Origin of the sequence: Thioclava sp. NG1 (genome assembly GCF_003122275.1) — a bacterium.
In the GTDB taxonomy this organism is placed as follows: Bacteria; Pseudomonadota; Alphaproteobacteria; order Rhodobacterales; family Rhodobacteraceae; genus Thioclava; species Thioclava nitratireducens.
Map to the genome: position 1 here is coordinate 61,130 of NZ_QFBB01000001.1, position 19,928 is coordinate 81,057.

Genomic DNA, 19,928 nt, shown 5'->3' on the forward strand with positions numbered 1-19,928 from the left:
ATCTGTTTGTCGTGATAACATCTGTTCATCCGATATACTCGCTGTCAACAATTTTTAGCTTATTTTTTATGCTGCGATGCGGCGTTTTTGAGTTATTGACTTGTTCATATGTTTTTGTAACGAGTTATTTGAACATTGCCCCACCACTTCGGAGGACCGATCGTCATGGAAGAGCTAGCGCCGAACGAAACGGACGAAGCCCTGCTCGCGCGGGTCGCTTGGCTCTATTACAATGACGGGCTCACGCAGAGCGAAGTCGGGCATCAGCTCAACCTCTCGCGCATCAAGGTATCGCGGTTGCTCGATGCGGGACGCGCCTCCGGGCTGATCGAAGTGCGGATAAATTCGCGCCAGCAAGGCTGCCTCGAGATCGAGACCCGTCTGCAGGAGCGATTCCGCCTCAAGGATTGCCGCGTGATCCCCGACAGCGCCGGATCGGATGTCGACGCGCGGATCGGACAGGCGGCGGCGAATTACCTCATGCAGAAACTCGCGCCCGGCGACAGTCTTGCGGTCGGCTGGGGCGCCACCGTGTCGAACGCCATCCGGGTGCTCGGCCATGTGGTGCAGGAGCGCCGCATCGAGCTGTTTTCGCTGACGGGCGGCGTGCAGACCTATGTGCAGGGGATGCGCGAGGCGCATTGGGACCGCACGCCGAACATCATCCCCGCGCCGCTCGTCGTCTCGACGCCGGAACTGGCCGCCGCCCTGCTGCGAGAGCCTGCGATCTCGTCCTTGCTCAACCAGGCGATCGCGGCCGATTACAAGCTGGTCGGGATAGGCGGCATCTCGGAACAGGCGACCGTGGTTGCGCAAGGCTATATTACCGCAGGCGAAATCGAGCCACTGCGCCGCAGCGGTGCACGTGGCGATGTGCTCTGTCGGTTCTACGACCGGACCGGGCAGGACATGGAGCTGCCGCTGCATGAGCGCGTGATCGGCGTCGATCTAGTCCAGCTCCGCGACTGCGAGCAGGTAATCGGCGCCGCCGGGGGCCCAAACAAGGTGACCCCGATCCTCGCCGCGCTGCGCGGCCAAATTCTCGACATTCTGGTGACCGATGAGGCGACCGCGCTGTCGCTCCTCGACGCCGCGGAGGACTGACATGCGCTATTTTCTCGCCTTTGACGCTGGCACCGGCAGCGGGCGGGCCGTCCTGTTCGACGAGACCGGCGCCGAGATCGCGACCGCCGGGCAGGAATGGTGGCACGCCAGCGACCCGCGCTATCCTGGCTCGATGGATTTCGACACGGAAGGCAACTGGGCAGCACTGGCCCGCTGCTGCCGCGAGGTGATCGCGAAGTCCGGTGTCGATCCGAAGGATATCGTCTCGGTCAGCGCCACGGCGATGCGCGAGGCCTTCGTTCTGCATGACGAGAGCGGTGCGGAAATCTGGGCCTGCGCGAATGTCGATGCGCGCGCCGATGCCGAGGTCCGCGAACTCAAGCGGGACTATCCGGGGCTGGAGGAAGACATCTATGCGCGCTCAGGCCAAACCTACGCGCTTGGAGCCCTCCCCCGGCTGATCTGGCTGCGCCGGCACATGCCCGAGGTGCTCGACCGGGCCCGGGCCCTGACGATGCTGTCGGATTGGGTGCTCTATCGGCTTTCGGGAGAACTCACTTCCGAGCCGTCAAATGCCGGGACGACCGGGCTGATCGGCCTCGCAGATCGCAAGGTGCTTGGCGACGCGATGGATAAACTGGGGCTGCGCAGCGACATCTTCCCGCGCGGCGTCGTGACCGGAGAATGCGTGGGCACGGTAACAGGCGCGGCGGCAGAGGAGACCGGGCTCGCGCCTGGTACGCTGGTCGTGGCGGGTGGCGGCGATTGCCAAACCGGGGGACTAGGGCTCGGGATTGTCGGGAATGGCGATTGCGCGGTGCTCGGCGGCACGTTCTGGCAGCAGGTGGTCAATGTCCCGCTGACCCTGACCGACCCGAGCATGAAACTCCGGGTCAACCCGCATGTGGTCTCGCATCTCAATCAGGCCGAAGCGATCAGCTTCTTCACCGGGGCAGCGATGCGTTGGTTCCGCGACGCCTTCGGGCAGGGCAAGGGGTATTCCGAGCTGGAAGCCGCCTCGAAGGAGGTGCCGCCCGGCGCGCATGGGATCATCCCCATCTTGTCCGACGTGATGCGCTACAACGAATGGATCCACGCGGCCCCGTCGCTGCTCAACCTTTCGCTCGATCCCGAGAAATCCGGGCCCGCCGCGATCTTTCGCGCCTTGCAGGAGAATGCCGCCATCGTCGCGCATCGCAATCTCGAGGCGGTCTTCGCCCTGACCGGCGAGCGCCCCGCGCGCATCGTCTTTGCCGGAGGCGCATCGAAATCCCAGCATTGGGCGCAAATCCTTGCGGATGTTACCGGCCTGCCGGTCGCCACCTCGAAGGTGAAGGAGGCCACCGCGCTTGGCTGTGCGGCAGCGGCCGCGACCGGGTCCGGCCAGTTCGGCTCGCTGAAGGACGCAGGCGCGGCATGGTCCTGCATCGAAGATGAATACCAACCGAACCGCGCGCTGCGCGACCTCTACGACGAGGCAAGCGACCGCTGGCAACGCGCCTATGCCGCGCAGCGCGCGCTGGTGGCCGAGGGCGTCACCCAATCCATGTGGCGTGCCCCGGGCACGTGAGACCTGCAAGAAAGGACTTCTGAATGCTGATCCAACTGGTGAATATCAAGGTGCAGCCGGGCACGCGCGAGACTTTCCTCGAAGCCTTCAAGATCAACTGCGACGGCACGCGCGAAGAACCGGGCAACCTGCGCTTCGACCTGCTGCACGACCCCGAGGACGAGAACAACTTCTTCGTCTATGAAATTTTTCAAAGCGATGATGCGTTGGAAGATCACCGAAAGACCGCGCATTACCAGAAATGCGTCTCGATGATCGACCCGATCACGATCGGCGGGCGCTCGAAGACCTATTTCGAGCCGGTACTCGTGCAGGGCGCTGCGGCAACCTCGGCATAACGCTCGATCCTATAAACCGAAGCCATCCCGGGCACTTCAGGCTTCGGTTTATGGAAATTCCGTCTTTGAGAATTGGATAACGCTTCCGTCACGCACGGCCGACCGGGTTCATAAACTGCTTAAAGAAATTCTCGCAGAGCGACGAATTCCGAATTGAGTGGAAAGCGGTTACTAGCTGCGCTCGGGCCCAATGCCTGCTAAGCGCCCGAAGCCGCAATCCTCAACAACCAGCGCGCATTGGTCCATCTCTCGTTCGGACGACAGCTTTGCGCGCCCGGCCACTGCCTCTTACCGAGCCACCTCCCTTTTCTTTTGCGCATCGGCAGTCAGCGCGGCGAGGCGATAGAAGCCGTGTGCCATCTTGGAAAACGGTGTCAGCAGGAAGAATGCGAGCACGGCCCCAAGATGCAAGGCCAACATGGCCGGCATCAGCGGGGTTTGACCGAGTCCATAAAGCGCCAATCCGCTCAAACCGACAAAGCCCAAGAGAGCGACAAAGCCGAATTCGCCGCTCGTCGCGCCCGAGGCACCGAGTTCGGGATCCGCCCGCAGCTTCAGACGGATCATCTCGATGCAACCCAGGGTCAGCAGCAAGCCACCCGACAGGCCGAGAAGCTTCGGCAGGGACCAGAGCGGGTAAGGGGCGCGCAGATCCAGCAGGTAATGCATCAACGTCGCCACACTCGTGGCGGCGAAACACAGAAGAAAGCCATACATAACGGCTTGATGCGCGAACCGGCGGCCTTGGGAAAAACGGTCCTCGTCCTCGAAATTGCAGCCATCTCCATGCCCGCCGTTGAGGTTGCGCATGTTCGCGGCGGCGGCAAAGCCTCCCCGAAGATCGGAGAAGCGAAGCGGACCGGCCCCGACCGCGCGCCAATACCGCCGCAGGCTGATCGCGAGGCTGAACAGCGGGAACAGGAAGGCTGGCAGGAAGATCGCGACCATCGTGTTATGCGCCAGGACCGCGTAAAAACCCTCGCCCCCTGCGCTTGCGAGCGAGAGCATGGCCCAGATCAGGAGCGCAAAGCCCAGCACCGTCGCGAGCGCTATGCGCAGCCCGCTTTTCTGGAAGGCCTGACCCGCCGCGCGGGGAAACGCGAATTCTTCCCAGCTATCCTGCCGAACATTCGCCAGCGCCTGCGGCAGGTTGAGGGCAAACTCGTGCGGTGCCGTGTATTGGCAGGCGTAATAGCACCCGCGGCAATTGTGACAGAGATTGGCGAGCTGCGTCAGATCGCCGTCGCTGAAGGCGCGCTCGGCATGGAGCGCTGGAAAGACCGAGCAATATCCTTCGCAATACCGGCAGGCGTTGCAGATCTCGGCCTGACGGCGCGCCTCTTCGAGAAACTCAGTTTGCATGGGCGGCAGCCTCCTTGCCTGCAATACGTCCGAAAACGGTGCCGATCGTCATGCCGAAACCGGCGAGATACCCCTGCCCGAGAATTGAACCGGCCATGGTTTCGCCGGCAGCCCAGAGGTTCGAAACGGGGCGGTTTCCGATCGAGCATTGTGCGCGCTCGTCGACCTTCAACCCGAGATAGGTGAAGGTCACCCCTGTGCGCAGCGAGTATCCGTAAAAGGGCGGCTCGGTGATCGGACGCGCCCAGTTGGTCTTCGGCGGGGTGATTCCGGTGGTGGACACCCCATCCAGTTCTGTCGGGTGAAATCCGGATGTGTCGCCGCAGGCTGCGTTGAACTCGGCCACGGTCTCGGCCAAGGCTGCAGGCGGCAGTCCCATCTTGGTCGCCAGATCTTCGAGCGTATCGGCCTTGATCGGCGGAAAGACCGAAGGCATGAACAGTTCGAGCGACTTCGCGTCGATGATGACATAGCCCACCTGATCGGGCTGCGCCGCGACGAGACGGCCCCAGATCGCATAGCGCTTCGGCCATACGTCCTCCCCCTCGTCGTAAAACCGCTCGCCATTCTTGTTCACGACGATCGAGAACGGCACGCAATCGAGCCGCGTGACGATCCCGCCATCGAATTTCGGCGCGCGCCCGTCAATCGCGACCGCGTGGCATTGCGTCGGATCGCCGACCTGTTCGACCTTCTGCTCGAGAAGGTCCGCGAGCACGACGCCGCGATTGTAGGGCGTGCCCCGGATCAGGAAGTTCTTCGCGGCCGGCCCCCAGGCGCGGGCAAGCCAATCGGTATCCGCCTGAAAACCGCCCGACGCGACCACGACCGATTTCGGGCTGATGCGCCGCGTCTCGCCATTCTGCGTATAGTCGATATGCGTCACGCGATCGTCGTCGATTTCCAGATGGGTGACGGCCGCTTCGTATTCGACCTGAACCCCGAGCGCTTCCGCGGTGCGGTAATAGGCATTCACGAGGCCCTTGCCGCCACCGAGGAAGAATGCGTTTGTCCGCGCCAGCGAAAGCGTGCCCGACAGCGAGGGCTGAAAGCGAACGCCATGCGCCTCCATCCAGGGCAGGCATTCCTCGGAGCTTCGAATGGCGAGCCGCGCCAGACCTTCATCGGTCTTGCCGCCGGTGACCTTCATCAGGTCGGCAAGGTATTCTTCCTCGGTATAACTGTCGGTAAGTGGACCAAGCGGCCCGCGATGCATGCAGCGGAAGTTGCGCGTATGGCGAGAATTTCCGCCCCGATAGGGTTTCGGCGCGGCTTCGAGAATCAACACGCGCGCCCCGGCCTCTGCCGCGGTGATCGCGGCACAGAGGGCCGCGTTACCGCCGCCGATGACGGCAATGTCGGGTTGAGGTGAAGCAAGGGTCACAGCAGATCTCCGTCATAGCTGGGGGTCTGGCCGGGCTCGGAGCGCAGGGCACGCACGCGTACTCTCTGGGCCGCCTCGATGTGCGCGCGCATCGCAGCCTCGGCGAGCGCGCCGTCGCGCGCCTTGACGGCCTCGAGCACGGCGAAATGTTCTTCTACCGCCTTCACAGCCCGGTCCGGCTCGGTCAGCGTCGTGGGTCCGAGGATCATCAGCGCCTTTTGCAGCGAGCGGATCGAGCGGGTGAGGAACCGGTTCTTCGCTGCGTCGAGCAAGGCGGCGTGGAACTGCCGGTTGAGCGTGAAAGCCTCAGGGACATTGCCGATCTCGCCCAGCTGCCGGTTCATCTCGTAGAGCTCGTCGATCTCGATATCCGAAGCCGCCCGGGCCGCGAGCCGTGCCGCTGTGCCTTCGAGCACCGCGCGCATCTCGTAAAGCTCCATGACTTCGGCATAGTCGAGCCGCCGAATGCAGGCGCCCTGCCGCGCAACGTGACTGACGATGTTATCCGCTTCGAGCTTGCGGATCGCTTCCCGGACAGGCGTTCGCGACATACCCAGGCGCTCCGCAAGTTCGGTTTCCCGCAAGCGGTCGCCCGGGTTGAGCCGCCCTTCGCGCAATTCGGTCAGCAGGCGGTCGTAAGCAGCGTTTCCCTGCGGTGTGCTGCCGTCCTCATTTGCCATTTCGCCCTCCGCGTTCATCTTGTGTCCAGTTGGATACATTAGTATACAAGTTACGTCAAGACGAACAGGAGGCCAGTTTGCGCAAACATATTTTCGCGGGTGCCATGCGGCGGCGCGGCCTTACATTTCTCCTTGCAGCCTGTGGCACGGCGCTCTTCTGGGCGCTGGATCTGCCGCTTCCCTTCCTCTTCGGCCCGATGGCATTTTGCCTCGCCGGCGCGCTCGCGCATTTACCGCTTCAGGGCTTCGGCCAGATCTCTGTCGGCGCGCGCACGATCCTCGGCGTGGCGGTCGGCGCCTCGATCACGCCCGAGGTTATCGCGCAATTGCCGCGCATGGCGCTCTCGGTCTCTCTCGTCCCTGTCTTCATCGCGGTGATCGCGCTGATCGGCGTGCCCTTCTTCCGGAAGTTCTGGGGCTTCGATGCGCCCACCGCCTATTACGCCGCAATGCCAGGCGGGCTTCAGGACATGGTGATCTTCGGCACGGAAGCGGGCGGCAATCCCCGCGCGCTTTCGTTGGTGCACGCGACACGGGTTCTGATCATCGTGACCGTGGCGCCGTTTTTCCTGAGCCATTTCTACGGCGCCGAACTCAGCAACCCGATCGGCGCGCCGGTCGCGGATCTGCCGTGGTATGAGCTGGCGATCATGGCCGTCGCCGCGGTGCTCGGCTGGAAAGGCGGCGAGAGGCTCGGGCTGTTCGGCGCCTCGATTCTCGGCCCGATGATCGTCACGGCGACCCTGTCGCTCTCCGGGATCATCCATTTCCGCCCGCCTGCCGAGGCAATCCTCGCGGCCCAATTCTTCATTGGCTGCGGGATCGGCGTGCATTTCCTCGGCGTGACCTGGAAGGAACTCACCCGCATCGTGTCGGCAGGCATCGCCTACGTGCTCGTGCTGGCCGTGCTGGCCGCGGGGTTTTCCGGTCTTGTGACCGTTTTGGGTCTGGGCGAGCGGGTGCCAGCCTTTCTGGCCTTCGCGCCCGGCGGTCAGGCGGAGATGACGGTCCTCGCGATCGTGACCGGGGCGGATCTCGGCTTCGTCATTACCCATCACCTGACGCGCATCGTGCTCGTGATCGTCGGCGCGCCCGTGGTGGCGAGGATCCTCACCCGAAGGCGGACGGGTTGACCATGTGGATCGGGCTGCCCTCCGCATAGGCATTCACCTGCGCGAAGATGTCGGAGAACTGCTTGTCGAACTCGTCCTCGGTCACGTAGCCGATATGGGGCGTGGCGATGAGGTTCGGATGCGCGAGCAGCGGATCTGTCGCGTCGGTCTCTGGCTCGCGGTCGAAGACATCCACCGCAGCCTGCCCGGGATGCCCGGCCTCAAGGGCCGCCAGCAAGGCCCCCGGCGCAATCAGCCCTGCGCGAGACGTGTTCACCAGCACCGAGCGCGGGGACATCTGCGCGAGATCCTCGGCGGTGACGATCCCGCGGGTCTCAGGCGTCAATCGCAGATGCAGGGAGACGATGTCGCTTTGCGCGAAGAAGGCGGCACGGCTCTCGGCAACGGTCTCCCCGTCGGCCAAGACACGCGCCCGCCCCGCCTCGGAGGCCCACCAGACGACCTGCATCCCGAAGGCCCGGGCATAATCCGCGACGACCCGCCCCAAACGCCCGTATCCGTAAAGGCCCAGCACCCGTCCGCGCAGGCTGCGCCCCACGCCCATCTGCCAGTTGCCGGCTTTGACGCTGGCCATCTGCTGCGGAAGCTGGCGCATCGCGGCGAGCATCAACGCGAAGGTCAGCTCTGCTGCCGCATAGTTCGCGCCATCCCCGCCCGTATTCGAACACAGCAGAACGCCTTGGTCGGTGCAGGCCTCCACATCAACATGCGGCCACGTGCCCCGCTGCGAAATCAGGCGCAGGTTGGGAAGCCGCTCGAGCAAGCCGCGCGTGATCTTCGTGCGTTCCCGAAAAAGAACCACGCATTCGGCCTCCGCGAGGCGGCGCGCAAGCGCCTCCTCATCGGGCTCGTGATCCGTCCAGACCGTCACCTCGTGCCCATCCAGCATGCGAAAACAGGGCAAGCTGCGGAGCGTGTCGAACCAGTCGTCGAGAATATGGACCTTCATTGCCTATCCCATGGTTAGCCTTGACCGGACAGCGCCTTGATCGCGCGACTGACCCGGTCGTGCAGGAGCACGTGATCGGGGGATTTGCCCTCGTCGCGGGCGATCTTCGCGACGATCTCCTTGCGAATGTCCTCGAGGTCCTGACGGACGCGGCTCAGCTTCTCGAAATGGGTCATGGCCTCCTCAATGCGACAACAATACGGGAATTTTCGTGCGCGCAAGCACTTCCGAGGTCACGCCTCCAAGGAAATCTTCGCGAAACTTGGAATGCTCGAAGGCTCCGAGCACGAGAAGCGACGGATCATTGCGCCCGCACCAGCCGAGGAGCGTGTCCGCCACCGGTCGCGGCGTCGGCCAATCCTCGTGAATGGCCGCCACGCCGTGCCGCGAGAGATGGGTTAGAAGGTCGTTGATAGCGCGGTCGTCATGTGGCCCAACGGTCAGAACGCTGACCCGTCCGTCATCCTCGAGCAGTCGCAGACTGTCGGAGAGCGCGCGCGCGGCGGCCCGCCCTCCATCCCATGCGAGCGCCGCATGGCTGTGCTTTGCGCCCGCATCGTAGCCCTCGGGAACCACGATCACCGGACGGCCCGACATCAGCGCGATACGATCGGGATGCAGGACCACATGGGCATCGCCATCGTCAGCCTGCGTGCCCACGATCAGCATGTCGTAATAGCGCGCCGCTTCGGACAGAACATTGTCCACGCGTCCAGCCACGACTTTCAACTCGAGATCACTGCCAAGCCCCAGAGCACGGCGCTCTTCCTCGAACCGCGCCTCGATCTCGCGCAGGATGTCGCCATTGGCCGCTTCAAGAAGCGCACGCGCCTCCTTCGGAATCCAGCGCGAGCGGCGGTCGATCACCTCGTGCGCCGCATGGGCCATTATCGCCGTCACATGAGCGCCACGCTGCGCCGCCATGGAGGCGGCATAGCGCAGGGCGGCGACCGACCCGCTCGATCCATTGAAGGCGACCAGAAGATTCATCATCGGCATGTCAGCGTCCTTTCCAAACCGAAGCGGGAACATAGACTCGGCCGTCGGCCAACTTGCGCGCGGTGCGCAGCAAACCTGCGGAGTTCAGCGTGAAGTGGTTGTTCATTTCGAAGTCGACGAGGACCTCGATCGTGCCGGACGCATGCTCCAGCACCACGCTCGCCGGGCTGGTGGTCGGTCGCTCCAGCAGACCGTCGGCCACAGTGCCGGGCGTGAGCGCGCAGGAGGCAAGACATTGCGCGCCGGTGACCGCCATCGACGGGTGCGTGTTCCACGGCATGAAATAGCGCGTCGCGATGGTTCCACCCGCCTTGGCAGGCGCAAGCAGGCCGAATTTCGGCGTCACCGATTTCGAGACGTCGCCCATCCCCATCGCCGCGCCCGCCTTGAGGCGCACGGCCTCCATGCGGGCGAAGAACTCGGTATTCGCGTCGAGCTCTGCCACGCTTTCATAGCCGGTAAGGCCGAAGTCCTGCGCCCGCGCGATCACCATCGGCATCGCGACATCCATGCAGGTCACCTCGATACCGTCGAACTCGTCGCGCAGATGCCCGGTCGGAAGAAACGCTCCGGTCGAGGAGCCGACGACCCCCATGAAATTGAGCGCGATCGGCGCGGCCGTGCCGGGCACGCCGGCGATTTCCGCGTCACCGTCGTAGCGCATCGCCCCGCCCGGCGTCTGAACGCGCGCGAGAACCTTCGCCCCGGTATTGACCGCGCGGATCTTCACCTCGGTCTCGTCTCCCGTGGGGCGCACGAGACCCAGCTCGATCGCGGCCGGCCCCACCCCCGAGAGGATGTTGCCGCAGGTCGGTTTGAAGTCGACGAGCCGATCCTCGACCGAGACCTGCGCGAAGAAATAATCGACCTCCGCCCAGTCATCGTCCGAGGGCGAGAGCATCGCGACCTTGGTCGTCACCGCGACGCCTCCGCCGAGCCCGTCGATATTGTTCGCATGCCCCGAACCGAGCACCGCGATCAGAACCTCGGCCAGAGTCTCGCGATCGGCAGGCAGATCGGCGCGGTTGAAATAGGGGCCTCGCGAGGTGCCGCCGCGCATGAATACATAGGGAATGGCTGTCTGTTCCATCTCATTCGCTCCGTCGGATCATTTCAGGGGCCAAGGAAGATTGGCTGCGTGCTGCAGCAGGCCGGGCGGGAAATCGCGGTTCAGCGCGCCGGCCATGACGCACATCAGGGCGATGCCGCTGGCGGCGAGGATCAGCGTCTTGGGCCAGCTGGCCTGAGCGCGGATGCGCAGGAAGGTGACGAGGAACCCGGCCAGGGCGAGGATGAAGCCGACGACGTAAGTCGCCGCGATCAGCCCCGCGAACCACGCGAGCGTTCCCCACAGGCCGTAGGGCGCGTCGGCGTCCTCTCCGGAGACTTCCTTGTCCGCGAAGATCACGTCACGCTCGGCGCGCAGGATCATCTGCACCAGAAGGATCACCAGCGCCGTCAGCGTGATGCCCCCAACCACGAGCGGCACGATCTTGTCGGTCATGTTGTAGTTCGGGATCAGGCTCGCGTTGACGAGCGCAGCAATCACGTAGCCCATGACCACCAGCAGGAAGATCAGCGGCGCGCGTTTGGAGCCCGACTGGACATCACCCTCGGCCATGATCGACTTAGCCTGCCGCAGCCCGAGGAAGACCGACACCACTGTCACGATGAGCAAGACGATCACGATGGGCGAGAACAGGTAATCGACGCCCGCCGAGAAGGAATTGCGGAACCGGAAGGATGCGATCTGGAAGGCCTGGTTGGAGAATTTCTCGACCGGGTTCGACAGCACGAAGCCGATCAGGAACGCCGGACGCGACCAGTCGAACCGGCGCAGGAAGATCCCGATGAGGCCAATCGCGAACAGGGCGAGGATGTCCTCGAAATTCTGCCCTGACTGGAAGGCCGCGAAGGAAATCAGCATGAACAGGAACGGCGCGAGATAGGTGAAGCGGATCGTGGTCAGCTTCGCGATCCCGCCCGAGGCCGCGATGCAGAGCACCGTGCCCACGACATTTGCCAGCGCCAGCAGCCAGACGATCGAATAGGTGATATCGAGATTGTCCCGCAGCATGTTGGGACCGACCTCGATATCGCCAGACCCCAGCAGGGCGAGCGCGCCGATGAAGATCGCCATCGAACCCGAGCCCGGGATACCGAAGAGCAGCGTGGGGACGAGGCCGCCGCCTTCCTTGGCGTTGTTCGAACTCTCCGGCCCGATCACGCCGCGGATTTCGCCTTTGCCGAAATTCGACTTGTCTTTTGTGGTCTGAACGGCGTGGCCGTAGGCGATCCAGTCGACGACCGACCCGCCGAGCCCGGGGATCACGCCGACGATCACGCCGATCAGCGAGCAGCGGACGGAAAGCCATTTGTTGGCGACCCAGTCGCGCACGCCTTGGCTCCAGCCGGCGCCGAGCGTCGCGTCCTTGGCGATCGAGCTGTCCTGACGAAGAAGCGAGACGATTTCGGGCAAGGCGAAGATGCCGAGACCGACGATCACCAGCTGCAGCCCGTCCGTGAGATAGGGAATGTCATAGGTCGCCATGCGCAGGCTGCCGCCGGCATCGGCTTCGCCGATCGTGCCGATCAGCATGCCAAGCCCCGCGGCGGCGAGGCCCTTGAGCGCAACGCGCCCCGCGAGCACAGCGACCATCGAGAGGCCGAGGATCGAGATCATCAGCATCTCGGGCAGGCCGAAGGCCAGCACCAGCGGCCGGGCGACCATGATGAACATGGTCAGGAACAGCGCACCGACGAGACCGCCGAAGAGGGACGAAGTGAAGGCGGCCGAGAGCGCCCGCGCCGCCTGCCCTTTCTTGGCAAGCGGGAAGCCGTCGAGAACCGTCGCCTGGCTCGCCGAGGACCCGGGGATCCCCATCAGTACGGAGGCGAAGGTGTCCGAGGTCGGCACGACCGCGACCATGCCCACCATCAGGGCCAGCCCCAGCACCGGGTCCATGCCGAACATGAATGGCAGCAGGAGTGAGAGGCCGGCGATGCCGCCGAGACCGGGGAAGACCCCCACGGCCAAGCCCATGACGACCCCGAGCACCAGGTATCCCAGAACAACAGGTTGCAGAATCAGAGCCCATGCCTCGCCAAGCGCAGGCACGGCGGTTGCGAAGACATCCATCTCGCCCACCTCGAATTTTAGGATTATGAGAAAGTGAGCGGTCCGCGTCCCGCAGGAAGGGACCGCTCGGGGGTTTCGCTTAGTTCAGCGAAACGCCGTAGGCTTCTTGAAGCCAGTCGGTCACATAGGCTTTGGCTTCGGGAGATACGGTCGTGCCTTCCTTGGTCGCCTGCTCGGCGCCCTTGCCGACGAAGACGTCGTATTTACCAACCTGCTGTGCCGCGATTTTCTTGAAGTCCGGACGGTTGCGCACGGCGTCGAAGGCTTCGGTATAGGCTTCGACCACGTCATCGGGCGTGCCCTGCGGCAGGAACGCGATCTTCTGAACCGGGAAGCCCGCGATGAAGAACGCTTTCCACGAATCCCAGGCTTCGCCGGAGGTTTCGCAGCCATCGGTGGCTTCGCAAACTTCCTTGAAGGTCGGCAGATCGGGGAAGGTCGGATCGCGGACGATGTTGTTATTCTCGTCGAGCGCGCCCCAAGTCATCATCGGAACGGCCTTGCCATCCTCGACCATCGAGAGCGAGCCGCCGAGATAGCCGGTCGTCGTCTGGTAGTCGATCGTCGCCTCGCCGCGTTCGAACATCAGGCGACCGTCGCCGCGCCCCTTGATGCCGAAGACCGGCTCCACGTTCATGCCCAGCATCCGCCATGCGAGAAGCGGCACGAGGTCGAGACGGGTCGCACCCTGCGAACCGTAGATGAAGTTGAGATCCTTGAGGTTATTCGCAGACCCGTCGAATTTCTTGCCGGCCTCGGGATTGAGATAAGCCACGCCGCCCGTGCCCGATGCCATGACCGGGATCCAGTCGGAATACTCGTAGCGCACCCGCGGATCGCCGAGCAGATAGGGGAACTGCGTCGAGCCGGAGGTGCCGAACAGCAGCGTGCCGTCCTCGTAGCGCTGCTCCTGGAACCAGTTCGCGCCCTTGGTCGAGCCTGCGCCCGGCATGAACTTCACGATCACGGTAGGTTTACCCGGCAGCTCCTGCGCCAGCAGCGGCGCAAAGAAGTTGGCCCATTTCGCAGAGCCCCCCGTCTCCGAGAACGGAATGACCCATTCGATGGTCTTGCCGCTGAAGTCGACATCCGCGAGGGCCGGTGCCGACATGAAGGCGAGCGCCGCCGCAGAATATACGAATTGCTTGATGGTCATTAGTGTCCTCCCTTAGACCTTTCGAACCGGGCGGGCTCGAAGCCGGCCGGTATGTAGTTATTCTCCTCAAGGGACGAATCCCTCCTCCTACACCGGCAACATGTCGTCCTAACCTTGCGCGAAACTTGCGCAACATGACAAAGAAGTAACCATGCGCATCGCCGTCATCGAAGATAACGAGGCTCTGTCCCGCGCCATCGCCTTCCGCCTGCGGGATCGCGGCCATGCCGTGGACCTTCTGCATGACGGGCTCGAGGCCGACCGTTTCCTCGCGCAGGAAGGCGCGGATCTGATCGTTCTGGATCTGAACTTACCGGGGATGGACGGGATCGAGGTGTTGCGGGCGCTGCGCAGGCGCGGCGACGGGGCGCCGGTGATCCTGCTGACCGCGCGCTCTGAAACGGCCGAGCGGGTTGCCGGGCTGGATGCAGGGGCGGATGACTACCTCACCAAACCCTTCGAGATGGATGAACTGGAAGCCCGGTTGCGGGCGATGGCACGACGCAAGAACCTCGAATTCATGGAGCGCGACACGTTCGGTCCGCTCGTCTTCGACCGCACCAGCCGTCAGTTGATGCATGACGAAACTCCGCTCGAAATTCCGCGCAAGGAGATCGCCACGCTGGAATGTCTCCTCGAACGGCGCGGACGGATCGTCTCCAAATCGGCATTGATCACGCATGTCTACGGCACCGGCTCGGATGCCGAGGAAAGCGCGATCGAACCGCATGTCTCGCGACTGCGCAAACGACTTGAGCCATACGGAATCAAGATCAAGACGGCTCGAGGCCTGGGCTACATGCTCGAGGTGGAAGCTTCATGATCTCGCAGCCCAAGGCCATGTCCTTGCGGATGAGGCTGTTCCTCGTCATCCTCCCGCCACTCTTGCTGGTCTCGATCCTGTTAGGGTGGTGGCGCTTCTCGGTGGGGCAACGAACCTCGGAAGAGCTCTTTGATCGTAGTCTCCTCGCCGCGGCACTGGCAATTTCGCGCGATGTCGCGATCTCTGAGGGCGATGCGCTTTCGCCGAGCACCCGGGATATCATTTCGGACGCAGGCGGCGGCGAAGTCTTTTACCACGTGACCGGACCGGGCGGGATATACGTGACCGGCTACGCCTATCCGCCGCGCCCCGAAACCGACGTGCCGCAGGAGAAGCCCTATTACTATATGGCGGAATATCGCGGCGAACTGGTGCGCGTCATGCGGATGCATGAACGTCGAACGATTGGCAACATGACCGGAGAAACCGTCGTCACGGTCTGGCAACGCGCGAGCGATCGCCGTGCCTTCGCTCGCCAGTTGGCCCAACGGGCGGCAGCCGTCATCGTCGTTCTGATGGTCGCGCTGAGTCTGCTGATCTGGTTCGGTGTCCAGATCGGTCTCCGGCCTCTCAACGATCTTCAGGCCGCGATCGAGAAACGCTCGCCCGATGATCTCGCCCGCATCAAACGCCCAGTGCCTAAAGAAGTCATGGGCATCGTTACGACTCTCAACAGGCTGCTGCTGCAGATGCGTCGAAGCATAGAAACCCATCAAGCCTTCATTTCCGATGCGGCCCATCAGCTTCGCAATCCTGCTTCCGCCCTCCTCGCACTGGCCGAGACTTTGCCGGGCGTGCGCGATCCAGCCGAACGCGAGGCGCGCCAGCAGGATCTAATCGAGGCGGCGCGCAACTCCGCCCGACTGGCGGACCAACTCCTCTCGCTCGAGCGGCTTCGCTACGAAGGCGGGGACACCATTGAGGCGTTCGACCTGAATACGGTCGTGGAAGAGGCCTGCCGCAGCTTTGGCTCCGCGGCGCTTTCGCGTGACATCGAATTCGAACTCGAAACGTCCCCCGAGCCCCTTCCCGTGAGCGGCGACCCTGTTCTGATCGGTGAGGCGGTGCGGAACTTGCTGGAGAACGCCCTTCACCACGGCGGCCCGACAATGACCCGTATCGCGGTTAGAACGGAACAATCCGGGGGGGAAGCCATAATCACAGTGCAAGACGACGGAGTCGGCATCCCGCTCGATCAAGAAGAGACCGCATTTCGGCGCTTCTCCCAGCTTAGGAACGGGCAAGGCACCGGTCTTGGTCTCGCGATAGTCGAACAGATTTTGCACCGCCACAAAGGGGAGGTGAGACTAGCCCCCTGCGACCGCGGAACTCGCGTCCGACTGACGCTTCCGCTTGCCGCGTGTCTCCCGGGCGACTGTTGAAGCGACCTCCGCAGAGGGCACTGCGAGTGTTAGGATGAGTGTCCGTTTGACGTTCGAAGCGGATGCTAACTCGCTGGAAACGCAAGGACCGCTTTGGGCCGAAGTGGCCCACCCAGCTCTGCGGTGCCCGTCAAGCACGCCGAGCTGCTGAAGCTACGTGGCCGTATTTTCGCGCCTGTGCAGTTGCTTCACCTTCCATAGATACCCTGCGCGTCCGAGAGAGAACGTTTGACGGCTACCACTTTATCTTGGGAAGGCTGCACATCATTACCCTTGCTCGTCGGTAAAGAAGGGATCGTCGGCGTTCTTCAGGCTGCACACGTTGCCGTCCGGATCGATGAACGCGCCGGTCGTGCCCCAGTCGTGCATTTTGACTTCGACTGGCACGCCTTGAGCCTCCAGCAGGCTGGCTGCAGCCTTCACGTCTGAGACGTTGAAGCGCAACGCAACCGGGTTCTGAGAAATGTCTTTCCGGGTGACTTCGGCGCGTCCGCCGGTCTCGATCATCAAATATCCGTCGCCGAAGCGAAGGCAGGTCAGCCCTGGCTTTTCATACCAAAGCGGCAGACCGAGCTTGGTTTGATAAAACTCTACGCAGGCCTCGTAGCGTTCGGTGAAGAGGATGAGGCCATGACATTCGATCATGTCTGTCAACTTGTTCGCGGGCGCGGTTTCGCTGTCGATTTCGACGGGCATTTCTGATCTCCTGTCAGTGCAATTCGTTATATCGCGTCGCGTCCGGCGGCGCGGGTGGTAGGCCAACGTCGCGCCGGATATGCGAGCAAAGGGTAGTCGTAGCGATCGATTTGGATCTCTGCCGTGACCGCAGCAACGCCCACAACAGCGCGCAAACGACAGACGTCGCTCTATGGCGGCGGAGCAAGCAATGAAGTTCATCGCGCAGCTGCAAAGCTTGCGGGTGCGCCTCTGGCGTCATGATGCGCTCCCAACGTTCAGCCGGTCTCGACTGCTTCCTACCTGTCCCGGCATGTGGAAAGCCTGCGACTTTTGAGCCGAAGGATAAGCGTGAATCTGTCGCATTGGTTTTCTCCGTTGACTGTCGAATGAGCGGCGTTCTAAAAGTTCAAGCCAACTTGAGGTCAATGCTGAAATTTGAGAAACGACCGGACCATGGAAACGACGCTGACCATCAATCAAATTTCACGCCGCAGCGGCATCGCCTCCTCGGCGCTGCGCTATTACGAGGAGCGCGGGCTCATTTCGTCCGAGCGGGCTGGCTCCGGGCACAGACGCTTCCCACGCCACGTTCTGCGGCGCCTCGCCTTTATCACTTTCGCTCAGACCCTCGGCATGACGCTTGAAGAGATCAAAACCGAACTCGACAAGCTGCCGACAGACCATGTTCCGACCGGGGAAGACTGGGCGGCGCTGTCAGAGAAGTGGACGCACCGGGTCGACGAGCAGATTGCCCAACTTCAGCGCCTGCGAAAGACTCTGACCGCTTGCATCGGCTGCGGCTGCCTCTCCTTGAAATCTTGCGAGATGTTCAATCCCAAGGATGAGCTGCGTCAGCGTGGAACGGGCCCAAGAAAGTGGATCGAGGATATCTGAGAGCGTGGCAAAGGCACGGCCGAAAATTAGTGCGATCATCAAAAAGATTTGGGTGAATTCGAAATAGACGTCAGTTTTCACAGCGGCATCCCGTTTGACGCTGAACGATCTCACTGATCGTCGATATGCCGATCATCGGCATTAGGGTGTGCGTGAGATGTTGACGCTCGCGTTGCTCCTTGTGAGGCTTTGCGCCGGAAGTCGGGGCGTGTCGGGGGGTTTAGGAATGGATAACGAGGTGCACGGAAAGTGCCAGTGTGGAGCCGTAAGGTTTCGTATATCGGGAGAGTTCGAGAGCTTCTTCCTGTGCCATTGCGGACGCTGCCGCAAAGATAGCGGCACGGCCCATTCCGCGAACCTGTTTTCATCGACTGCTGAGATCACCTGGATGTCCGGGGCGGAAAACATCAGGGTGTTTCGCGTTCCCGGGACAGAGCATGTGAAGAGCTTCTGTGCAGACTGCGGGTCGGCGCTGCCGTTCTCTCAAGCGCATGATGGCTCGCTCGTCGTCCCAGCGGGCTCACTCGATAGCCCGCTCGAAATTCGACCCACCGCCCATATTTGCGTTTCCAGCCGCGCGAACTGGGACAATGACCTGGCCTCGATCGAAAGGCACGACGGGCTTCCCGGTCGATCCGAGTAGGTTGGGGCCCCGTCACGCACTGCATCCAGAGAAGGAAAAGCGCCTCTCACAGCGTCCTTATATTCGTGCCGTTCTTGCCCCCGCCTGAGCGACCGCAGCTGTGATTTCGGCCGCCTTCCTCGGGGAAGAGATCGATTGTCGGCGAACCGAAGAAAACGCTGATCGCGAAGAGCATACTGGTTTCCAAGGCGAAGGTGGGCACCCGCGTCTACCCGACCACGGAATGGAACATGTTCGACACGGGCGTGCTGCGCTGACACACGATGCAGCGGCGCCCGGTTTCCTTTCTGGCCGCCTTGTCGGCGCATTGCGATGCGTTGGAGGTTGCCGCGAGCCGCGGTGAGTTCGCGCTCGCGGTTCTCGATCTCCATCGCCAGATCCTGCGTCTGTCGGGTAACCGTTTTCTCCAGTCACTCTGCGATCCCCTGCAGACCGCGCTCTATTCGCTCTTGGCGAGCGAGACCGAAGACCAGAAGCGCGGACCGTCCAAAATGGCCAAGGTCGTCGCCCTTCATAGCGCAATCGTCAGGGCCGTCGAAAACCGCGAGCCGGAGGCCGCAAAGAAAGCGATGAAAGCCGTCCTGGAGCGCTCCAGCGATGAATGTCTACGCTCCCGCGGGATGGGCTGAGCCCAGCTCCGCCCCGAGAAAATTGGACCGTTTGAAACTGGAATTTTCCGCTACGCTTCCTTGGCTGTAAGAGAAGTGCAATCGCAAGAAGGCGAGCAAAGCACGGCGCGACAGGCAACAAGGCCCCGATCACGCTGACGAAATCGGGGTGGCGTCACCAGCCCGCCACCCTGATCAAAGCCGGCGACATCCTCCTCTACCGCTGCGCGCGTCGCGTGGGTACAGAGCCAGCTCGGCATGCAACAGCTCCAAAAGAACGTGCCGTCGCCGATCTCAGCGCTGACCAAGCTCTGTAACGTCATGGCATCAGACGTAACCTCTTTCGCGTCCGAAGGTGCCCTTACCCAAGGGTGAGCCCCTTGCGCAGTGCGATCAGGTCAATGTCACGGGAGACGAAAACGGCGCCGGCCTCGAGCGCACGCTGATAGACCTCGTCGTCGGTGGTCAGGATGCCCGGCGGCAGGCCCGCGGCGCGGATGCGCGTGATCGCATCTAGCACCGCCGCAGTAGTCTCGGGGTGCGAAGGCTCGCCCGGGTGCCCAAGCGAGGCGGCCAGATCCGCAGGTCCGACGAAGATTCCGTCAACCCCGGGCACGGCCGCGATCTCTTCGAGATTGGAGAGGCCCTCGACGCTCTCGATCTGTACGACAAGACATATCTCTTCACGTGCGACCTTGTGATAGCCCGGGACCGTCGCGAAGCGCGTGGCGCGGTTCATGCCGGAGACCCCACGCATGCCCCGCGGCGGATATTCGACCGCCGCCACCGCAGCGCGCGCCATCTCTGCGTCGTGCACCATCGGCACGAGGATCGTCTGCGCGCCGAGGTCGAGGATTTTCTTGATCTCCGCCGCGTCGAGAGAGCCGGGCCGCACGATCGGCGAGAGAGGATACGGGGCCACCGCCTGCAGCAGCGGCAAAACACTGCGCGGGTCGAGCGCCGAATGCTCGGTGTCGAACATCATCCAGTCGTAACCGCAGCCGGCGATCAGCTCGGTGGCGAGCGGATCGCTCATCGTGCACCAACAGCCCCGCTGGACCTCGAAGGCTTTCAGCGCGGCTTTGAACGAATTCCTTGGCAGATCGACCATCGTGACTTTCTCTC

At 62.9% G+C, this 19,928-nt stretch carries 20 protein-coding genes; 9 read left to right on the plus strand and 11 right to left on the minus strand.

Annotation, left to right across the window (positions count from 1 at the left end; all coding sequences use genetic code 11):
* Nucleotides 1-165 precede the first annotated feature (165 nt).
* The 3 genes from DEM26_RS00295 to DEM26_RS00305 are packed head-to-tail and all read left to right on the plus strand — an operon-like array spanning nucleotide 166 to nucleotide 2,973.
* Nucleotides 166-1,104, plus strand: a complete 939-nt coding sequence (locus tag DEM26_RS00295) for a sugar-binding transcriptional regulator (RefSeq protein ID WP_088719744.1) — start codon at nucleotides 166-168, stop codon at nucleotides 1,102-1,104.
* 1 nt (nucleotide 1,105) lies between these two features.
* The gene (lsrK, locus tag DEM26_RS00300; RefSeq protein WP_109171454.1) at nucleotides 1,106-2,635 is read left to right on the plus strand and encodes an autoinducer-2 kinase; all 1,530 of its coding nucleotides are present in this window, start codon (nucleotides 1,106-1,108) and stop codon (nucleotides 2,633-2,635) included.
* Between the two features lie 23 nt (nucleotides 2,636-2,658).
* A complete protein-coding gene (locus DEM26_RS00305; protein WP_075774274.1) occupies nucleotides 2,659-2,973 on the plus strand; it encodes an antibiotic biosynthesis monooxygenase in 315 nt (104 codons plus the stop codon).
* Between the two features lie 288 nt (nucleotides 2,974-3,261).
* Here DEM26_RS00305 and tcuB read toward each other — a convergent pair whose 3' ends face one another.
* From tcuB to DEM26_RS00320, 3 genes are read right to left on the minus strand one after another with little or no spacing between them, the layout of a single operon-like run.
* Nucleotides 3,262-4,335 (minus strand): tricarballylate utilization 4Fe-4S protein TcuB, encoded by a 1,074-nt coding sequence (gene tcuB / locus DEM26_RS00310; RefSeq protein ID WP_109171455.1) that lies wholly within the window; start codon nucleotides 4,333-4,335, stop codon nucleotides 3,262-3,264.
* Entirely contained in the window at nucleotides 4,325-5,719 is a 1,395-nt protein-coding gene (gene tcuA / locus DEM26_RS00315; RefSeq protein WP_088725724.1) for an FAD-dependent tricarballylate dehydrogenase TcuA, read from the minus strand. The genes tcuB and tcuA overlap by 11 nt, the downstream gene beginning before the upstream one ends.
* Nucleotides 5,716-6,399 (minus strand): GntR family transcriptional regulator, encoded by a 684-nt coding sequence (locus tag DEM26_RS00320; protein ID WP_109171659.1) that lies wholly within the window; start codon nucleotides 6,397-6,399, stop codon nucleotides 5,716-5,718. The genes tcuA and DEM26_RS00320 overlap by 4 nt, the downstream gene beginning before the upstream one ends.
* Before the next feature lie 104 nt (nucleotides 6,400-6,503).
* Between DEM26_RS00320 and DEM26_RS00325 the strand changes: the two genes are divergently transcribed.
* The gene (locus tag DEM26_RS00325) at nucleotides 6,504-7,532 is read left to right on the plus strand and encodes an AbrB family transcriptional regulator (RefSeq protein WP_075774350.1); all 1,029 of its coding nucleotides are present in this window, start codon (nucleotides 6,504-6,506) and stop codon (nucleotides 7,530-7,532) included.
* Here the strand turns inward: DEM26_RS00325 and DEM26_RS00330 are convergent.
* From DEM26_RS00330 to DEM26_RS00350, 6 genes are all read right to left on the minus strand, one after another.
* Nucleotides 7,510-8,481, minus strand: a complete 972-nt coding sequence (locus tag DEM26_RS00330; protein WP_109171456.1) for a D-2-hydroxyacid dehydrogenase family protein — start codon at nucleotides 8,479-8,481, stop codon at nucleotides 7,510-7,512. The two genes, DEM26_RS00325 and DEM26_RS00330, sit on opposite strands and share 23 nt — an antisense overlap.
* Before the next feature lie 14 nt (nucleotides 8,482-8,495).
* On the minus strand, nucleotides 8,496-8,657 hold the full coding sequence (locus tag DEM26_RS20535; protein ID WP_167733399.1) for a hypothetical protein: 162 nt from the start codon (nucleotides 8,655-8,657) through the stop codon (nucleotides 8,496-8,498).
* Nucleotides 8,658-8,664: 7 nt separating this feature from the next.
* On the minus strand, nucleotides 8,665-9,480 hold the full coding sequence (locus tag DEM26_RS00335) for a universal stress protein (RefSeq protein WP_075774269.1): 816 nt from the start codon (nucleotides 9,478-9,480) through the stop codon (nucleotides 8,665-8,667).
* A gap of 1 nt (nucleotide 9,481) precedes the next feature.
* On the minus strand, nucleotides 9,482-10,570 hold the full coding sequence (locus tag DEM26_RS00340; RefSeq protein ID WP_109171457.1) for a 4-oxalomesaconate tautomerase: 1,089 nt from the start codon (nucleotides 10,568-10,570) through the stop codon (nucleotides 9,482-9,484).
* Nucleotides 10,571-10,588: 18 nt separating this feature from the next.
* Nucleotides 10,589-12,619 carry a tripartite tricarboxylate transporter permease gene (locus DEM26_RS00345; RefSeq protein WP_075774267.1) on the minus strand — a complete coding sequence of 677 codons (2,031 nt, stop codon included), beginning with the start codon at nucleotides 12,617-12,619 and terminating at the stop codon, nucleotides 10,589-10,591.
* Between the two features lie 79 nt (nucleotides 12,620-12,698).
* Nucleotides 12,699-13,775: a tricarboxylate transporter gene (locus DEM26_RS00350; RefSeq protein ID WP_075774266.1), complete on the minus strand. Its 1,077-nt coding sequence runs from the start codon at nucleotides 13,773-13,775 to the stop codon at nucleotides 12,699-12,701.
* 151 nt (nucleotides 13,776-13,926) lie between these two features.
* On the opposite strand from DEM26_RS00350, the gene DEM26_RS00355 reads away from it, so the two are divergent.
* On the plus strand, nucleotides 13,927-14,598 hold the full coding sequence (locus DEM26_RS00355; RefSeq protein ID WP_075774265.1) for a response regulator transcription factor: 672 nt from the start codon (nucleotides 13,927-13,929) through the stop codon (nucleotides 14,596-14,598).
* Nucleotides 14,595-15,980: a sensor histidine kinase gene (locus DEM26_RS00360; RefSeq protein ID WP_233242981.1), complete on the plus strand. Its 1,386-nt coding sequence runs from the start codon at nucleotides 14,595-14,597 to the stop codon at nucleotides 15,978-15,980. Before DEM26_RS00355 ends, DEM26_RS00360 begins: the two co-directional genes overlap by 4 nt.
* 267 nt (nucleotides 15,981-16,247) lie before the next feature.
* Here DEM26_RS00360 and DEM26_RS00365 read toward each other — a convergent pair whose 3' ends face one another.
* Nucleotides 16,248-16,676, minus strand: coding sequence for a VOC family protein (locus DEM26_RS00365; RefSeq protein WP_233242982.1), 429 nt, complete (start codon nucleotides 16,674-16,676; stop codon nucleotides 16,248-16,250).
* A gap of 435 nt (nucleotides 16,677-17,111) precedes the next feature.
* Between DEM26_RS00365 and soxR the strand changes: the two genes are divergently transcribed.
* The 3 genes from soxR (at nucleotide 17,112) to DEM26_RS00380 (ending at nucleotide 18,824) form a co-directional block, all read left to right on the plus strand.
* On the plus strand, nucleotides 17,112-17,552 hold the full coding sequence (soxR, locus tag DEM26_RS00370; RefSeq protein ID WP_075774263.1) for a redox-sensitive transcriptional activator SoxR: 441 nt from the start codon (nucleotides 17,112-17,114) through the stop codon (nucleotides 17,550-17,552).
* A gap of 226 nt (nucleotides 17,553-17,778) precedes the next feature.
* Complete coding sequence (locus tag DEM26_RS20865) at nucleotides 17,779-18,195, plus strand: GFA family protein (protein WP_109171458.1); 417 nt, start codon at nucleotides 17,779-17,781, stop codon at nucleotides 18,193-18,195.
* A gap of 263 nt (nucleotides 18,196-18,458) precedes the next feature.
* Nucleotides 18,459-18,824, plus strand: a complete 366-nt coding sequence (locus DEM26_RS00380; RefSeq protein ID WP_109171459.1) for a FadR/GntR family transcriptional regulator — start codon at nucleotides 18,459-18,461, stop codon at nucleotides 18,822-18,824.
* 340 nt (nucleotides 18,825-19,164) lie between these two features.
* On the opposite strand, the gene DEM26_RS00385 is transcribed toward DEM26_RS00380, so the two are convergent.
* Nucleotides 19,165-19,914: an HpcH/HpaI aldolase family protein gene (locus DEM26_RS00385; RefSeq protein WP_088719737.1), complete on the minus strand. Its 750-nt coding sequence runs from the start codon at nucleotides 19,912-19,914 to the stop codon at nucleotides 19,165-19,167.
* Nucleotides 19,915-19,928: the final 14 nt, after the last annotated feature.

Bases quoted from the DNA above. Each gene is read 5' to 3' on its own strand.
- DEM26_RS20535 (WP_167733399.1), bottom strand. From the start codon at position 8,657: ATGACCCATTTCGAGAAGCTGAGCCGCGTCCGTCAGGACCTCGAGGAC.
- DEM26_RS00320 (WP_109171659.1), bottom strand. From the start codon at position 6,399: ATGGCAAATGAGGACGGCAGCACACCGCAGGGAAACGCTGCTTACGAC.
- tcuB (WP_109171455.1), bottom strand. From the start codon at position 4,335: ATGCAAACTGAGTTTCTCGAAGAGGCGCGCCGTCAGGCCGAGATCTGC.
- DEM26_RS20865 (WP_109171458.1), top strand. From the start codon at position 17,779: ATGGATAACGAGGTGCACGGAAAGTGCCAGTGTGGAGCCGTAAGGTTT.
- DEM26_RS00380 (WP_109171459.1), top strand. From the start codon at position 18,459: ATGCAGCGGCGCCCGGTTTCCTTTCTGGCCGCCTTGTCGGCGCATTGC.
- DEM26_RS00365 (WP_233242982.1), bottom strand. From the start codon at position 16,676: ATGCCCGTCGAAATCGACAGCGAAACCGCGCCCGCGAACAAGTTGACA.
- soxR (WP_075774263.1), top strand. From the start codon at position 17,112: ATGGAAACGACGCTGACCATCAATCAAATTTCACGCCGCAGCGGCATC.
- DEM26_RS00385 (WP_088719737.1), bottom strand. From the start codon at position 19,914: ATGGTCGATCTGCCAAGGAATTCGTTCAAAGCCGCGCTGAAAGCCTTC.
- lsrK (WP_109171454.1), top strand. From the start codon at position 1,106: ATGCGCTATTTTCTCGCCTTTGACGCTGGCACCGGCAGCGGGCGGGCC.
- DEM26_RS00325 (WP_075774350.1), top strand. From the start codon at position 6,504: ATGCGGCGGCGCGGCCTTACATTTCTCCTTGCAGCCTGTGGCACGGCG.
- DEM26_RS00355 (WP_075774265.1), top strand. From the start codon at position 13,927: ATGCGCATCGCCGTCATCGAAGATAACGAGGCTCTGTCCCGCGCCATC.
- DEM26_RS00335 (WP_075774269.1), bottom strand. From the start codon at position 9,480: ATGCCGATGATGAATCTTCTGGTCGCCTTCAATGGATCGAGCGGGTCG.
- DEM26_RS00345 (WP_075774267.1), bottom strand. From the start codon at position 12,619: ATGGATGTCTTCGCAACCGCCGTGCCTGCGCTTGGCGAGGCATGGGCT.
- DEM26_RS00295 (WP_088719744.1), top strand. From the start codon at position 166: ATGGAAGAGCTAGCGCCGAACGAAACGGACGAAGCCCTGCTCGCGCGG.
- DEM26_RS00340 (WP_109171457.1), bottom strand. From the start codon at position 10,570: ATGGAACAGACAGCCATTCCCTATGTATTCATGCGCGGCGGCACCTCG.
- DEM26_RS00305 (WP_075774274.1), top strand. From the start codon at position 2,659: ATGCTGATCCAACTGGTGAATATCAAGGTGCAGCCGGGCACGCGCGAG.
- DEM26_RS00330 (WP_109171456.1), bottom strand. From the start codon at position 8,481: ATGAAGGTCCATATTCTCGACGACTGGTTCGACACGCTCCGCAGCTTG.
- DEM26_RS00360 (WP_233242981.1), top strand. From the start codon at position 14,595: ATGATCTCGCAGCCCAAGGCCATGTCCTTGCGGATGAGGCTGTTCCTC.
- DEM26_RS00350 (WP_075774266.1), bottom strand. From the start codon at position 13,775: ATGACCATCAAGCAATTCGTATATTCTGCGGCGGCGCTCGCCTTCATG.